3 protein-coding genes are annotated in these 3,556 nt (G+C 69.6%); all 3 read left to right on the top strand.

The genetic code is table 11. The features are described from left to right. Positions 1-1,025 (top strand): biotin-dependent carboxyltransferase family protein (locus Q4E95_RS11965; protein WP_303383520.1); only part of this gene is annotated, 1,025 nt, incomplete at its 5' end. Further along, complete coding sequence (locus Q4E95_RS11960) at positions 1,022-2,758, top strand: biotin carboxylase N-terminal domain-containing protein (protein WP_303383519.1); 1,737 nt, start codon at positions 1,022-1,024, stop codon at positions 2,756-2,758. The genes Q4E95_RS11965 and Q4E95_RS11960, both read left to right, overlap by 4 nt. Before the next feature lie 20 nt (positions 2,759-2,778). Beyond that, positions 2,779-3,486, top strand: a complete 708-nt coding sequence (locus tag Q4E95_RS11955; protein ID WP_303383518.1) for a GntR family transcriptional regulator — start codon at positions 2,779-2,781, stop codon at positions 3,484-3,486. Positions 3,487-3,556 lie beyond the last annotated feature (70 nt).

The following is a 3,556-nucleotide window of genomic DNA, read 5'->3' as shown; positions in this document are numbered from 1 at the left end:
TGCGCTACCGCGCGGTGCGCGAGCAGGTGGCGGTGGCCCCGGCGGCACCCGCCGAAACGTCCGAAACTTCCGAGGACGCCGTCGAGCCCGCCCAGGCCCTGGTGGTCAAGGACCCCGGGATGCAGTCGATGCTGGAGGACATGGGCCGCCCCGGCCTCGGGGACCTGGGTGTGCCAGCCTCCGGCGCGGCGGATCGGGTCTCCGCGGCGCAGGCCAACCGCATGGTGGGCAACGAGTACGGTGCCACGGTCATCGAATCCCTGCTGGGTGGCCTGTCGGTTACCGCGCGCGGCCATCACGTGCTGGCGCTGACCGGCGCCCCCGTGGACGCCACGGTCAGCGGTCAGCAGGGCGAGAACCCGCTCCCCCGGGACATTCCCTTTGCCCTCTACGACGGCGAGACCCTCACCCTGGGCACCCCGCACACCGGCCTGCGAACCTACCTCGCGGTGCGCGGTGGTTTTGGCGGGCCCACGGTGCTGGGCAGCCGCTCCACGGACGTGCTCTCGCGGATCGGCCCGGAAGCGCTGAACGCAGGAAGCGTGATCGAGGTGCGCTCCGCGGCATCGCGCCCGGTGGGACGCCCCGAGGCCCCGGCGGTCACCCTGCCCGAACCGGGCCGACCCACCGTGCTGCGCGTGACCACCGGACCCCGCGGCGACTGGTTCACCCCGGCCGCGCTCGAGACCCTCACCCGTCAGCAGTGGCGGGTCAGCAGCCAGTCCAACCGCGTGGGCGTGCGCTTCGAGACACCCGAGGACGGGCGGGCCCTGGAACGCGCCATCACCGGCGAGCTGGCCAGTGAGGGCGTGGTCACGGGATCGCTGCAGGTCCCCCACTCCGGGGTTCCGGTCCTGTTCCTCGCCGACCACCCCGTGACCGGCGGTTACCCGGTGATCGGCGTGGTTGTCCCGGAGGACCTGTCGCTGGCCGCACAGCTTCCACCGGGGTCTGCGGTCCGGTTCACGCTCGTTGATACACCCCGCCCCGCGCACGCACCCGAAACCTCAGGAGAGTCAGCATGAAAAAGGTCTTGATCGCCAACCGCGGTGAAATCGCGGTCCGCATTGCCCGGGCCTGCACGGATGCGGGGCTGACCTCGGTGGCCGTCTACTCCGAACCCGACGCCGATTCCGTCCACGTGCGCATGGCCGACGAGGCCTACGCCCTGCCCGGCTCATCCTCCGCGGACACCTATCTCAAGATCGAGGCTCTGCTCGCCGTGGCCGACCGCGCGAACGCGGACGCCGTGCACCCCGGCTACGGGTTCCTGTCCGAGAACGCGGACTTCGCCCAGGCCGTGTCCGACGCCGGCCTCACCTGGATCGGCCCGTCCGCCGAGGTCATCCGCACCCTCGGCAACAAGGTGACGGCTCGCGAGATCGCCGTTCGCACCGGCGCCCCCTTGGTGCCGGGCACGGACGGGCCCGTCGAGGACGCAACCGCGGCGCGCTCGTTCGCCGAGGAACACGGATTGCCGATCGCCATCAAGGCGGCCTTCGGCGGCGGTGGCCGTGGGATGCGCATTGCACGCACCATGGACGAGGTCGAGTCAGCGTTCGACGCAGCGGTGCGCGAAGCGACGTCCGCGTTCGGACGGGGTGAATGCTTTGTGGAGCGCTTCCTCGACAAGCCGCGCCATGTGGAGGCCCAGGTCATTGCGGACACCCACGGCAACGTGACCGTGGTGGGCACCCGCGACTGCTCGCTGCAGCGGCGCAACCAGAAGCTCGTGGAAGAGGCTCCGGCGCCGTTCTTGAGCGATGAGCAGCGGAGGACCATTCACGAATCGGCCCGGGACATCTGTCGCGAGGCCGGCTACACGAGCGCGGGCACGGTCGAGTACCTGGTGGCTCCGGACGGGCTGATCTCGTTCCTGGAGGTCAACACGCGCTTGCAAGTGGAACACCCCGTGACCGAGGAGACCACCGGGGTGGACCTCGTGCGCGAGCAGTTCCGCGTGGCCGACGGGCAGGCCCTGAGCATCACCGAGGACCCCGCATCGCGCGGGCACGCCTTTGAATTCCGGCTCAACGCGGAGGATCCGGCACTGGGATTCTTGCCGACGCCCGGGACCGTGGAGGTCTTCCAGACTCCCACCGGCGCGGGAATCCGGGTGGACACCGGTGTCCGTTCCGGCTCCGTGGTGCCGCCCCAGTACGACTCGATGCTGGCCAAACTCATTGTGTGGGGTCAGGACCGGCAGCAGGCACTGCGGCGCTCCCGGGCTGCCCTGGCGGAGCTGAGCATCAAGGGATTGCCCACGGTGGCACCGTTCCACCGCGCGGTGGTGGAGCACCTCGATTTCACCTCTCCCGATGAGCTGGGCGTGTACACCACGTGGATCGAGGATGCGTTCACGCAGCAGCTGGAGGCGTCCCCGTACGTGACCTCCGGCGCCGCCGAGCGCACCACCCTGACCGTGGATCTCGACGGTAAGGCCGTGCAGCTCGGACTCCCCACCGCCTTGGTGGAGGCGCTGCTGCACGGCGGCGGGGCCGGCGCGGGCGGTGAGGCTGCGGCGTCGACCGCACATGGAGCCTCGGACACCACGCTGGCCGCGCCCATGGACGGGACGGTCGTGAAGTGGGCGGCGGAGGACGGCGCGAACATTAGCGAGGGCGACACCGTGCTCGTGCTCGAGGCCATGAAGATGGAGACTCCCGTGCGCGCGCATCGCTCCGGCACATTGACTCGTGGCGAGCCGAACGAGGGCGATGCCGTCCGCAAGGGGCAGGCGCTGGGCGAGATCGCCTAGCGCGGTGAGAGGATGGGCCGGTGACCAGTAACTTCGCACTCGAACCCCCCTCGGCACCGGTTGCCCCCGTCCACGGCCCGCCGACGCCGCTCGGTGCGCATCGCGCGCAGGCGCGCGCACTCGCGGCAGGTCGGCTGCGCGAGCGCATTTCCGGGGGGCATTTGGCCCCCGGGACCAAGCTGTCGGAACACGTCATTGCCCAGGAACTGGGCGTTTCGCGGAACACGCTGCGCGAGGCGTTCACAATGCTGGCGGAGGAGTCGCTGGTTGATCGCGTGCCCAATCGCGGGGTCTTCGTCGCACGTCCGACTGCCGGCGATGTGCGGGAGATCTACAACGCGCGGCGGATCATCGAGCCGGGGGCGGTGTTGTGGGGCTCCTGTTCGGAGCAGGTGCTCACGGGGTTGTGGTCTGTGATCGAGGCGGCTCGGGCTGCTCGTGCGGCCGGGGACATTACGGGCATGGCTGACGCCAATCAGCGTTTCCACCGCGGGCTCATGGATCTGACCGGTTCGGACACCCTGGTTACGACCATGGACCGGTTGCTGGCGCGCATGCGGCTCATGTTCCACTCGATGTCCACGGATCCCGGTTTCCACGGGGACTACGTGGACCGCAACGCCGAGCTGCTGCGGCTGCTGGAGGCCGGTGAACGCGAACGGGCTGCCGAATCACTGCGGGAGTATCTGAGTTTCGCGGAAGCACAGTTGCTGGACCACGTGGAATAGCGGTTCAGGGCACCTGGTAGTCGGAGTCCTTGGCGTCCGTGATGAGCATGTGCCCCGGTGCGTGAGAAAT

The organism is Kocuria sp. (assembly GCF_030536815.1).
Classification (GTDB): Bacteria; Actinomycetota; Actinomycetes; order Actinomycetales; family Micrococcaceae; genus Kocuria; species Kocuria gwangalliensis.
Note: the sequence above shows the minus strand (reverse complement) of the source record. Positions and strands in the feature narration are given on the sequence as shown.

What these genes read in the sequence shown, in the direction of transcription:
- Q4E95_RS11960 (WP_303383519.1), top strand. Translation starts at nt 1,022, where the DNA reads ATGAAAAAGGTCTTGATCGCCAACCGCGGTGAAATCGCGGTCCGCATT.